This is a genomic window from Neobacillus paridis (assembly GCF_016765675.1).
In the GTDB taxonomy this organism is placed as follows: domain Bacteria; phylum Bacillota; class Bacilli; order Bacillales; family Cytobacillaceae; genus Neobacillus; species Neobacillus paridis.
Genome location: NZ_JAESWB010000336.1, coordinates 1 through 565, shown reverse-complemented (window position 1 = coordinate 565; position 565 = coordinate 1). Strand labels below are relative to the sequence as shown.

The 565-nt window shown below is 65.1% G+C and carries 1 protein-coding gene; it reads left to right on the top strand.

What is annotated here, in order from left to right:
* Nucleotides 1–565 (top strand): DNA topoisomerase (locus JK635_RS29105; protein WP_235888248.1); only part of this gene is annotated, 565 nt, incomplete at both ends.

Below are 565 nucleotides of genomic sequence, written 5' to 3'. Positions count from 1 at the left end.
TTCCCCGCCGCCGAATTCCAGGTCACCACCCGCTTCACCGAGGTGGAAGGCCACCAGTTCAAGAGCGAGGGTAAGGTGATGACCAACCCCGGCTGGCTGGCGGTGTATGGCCGCGAAGTCGCCGAGGACAGTGCTGCAAAGTCGGACAAATCAGAAAAGGCCGGCAGCGACCGCATCCTGGTGCCGGTGGCCAAGGGCGAACAGGTGAAGACCGAGAAGGTCGACACGGTGGCGCTGGTCACCAAGCCGCCCGCGCGTTACACCGAGGCCACGCTGCTGTCGGCGATGGAAGGCGCCGGCAAGCTGGTCGATTCCGAGGAACTGCGCGAAGCGATGGCGGGCAAGGGCCTGGGCACGCCGGCAACCCGCGCGGCCATCATCGAAGGCCTGCTCAATGAAAAGTACCTGCTGCGCGAAGGCCGTGAAATCATCCCGACCGCCAAGGCTTTCCAGTTGATGACGCTGCTGCGCGGCCTGGGCGTGAATGAACTGACCGCGCCGGAACTGACCGGCGAATGGGAGTACAAGCTCTCGCAGATGGAGCGCGGCCGCATCAGCCGCGAGG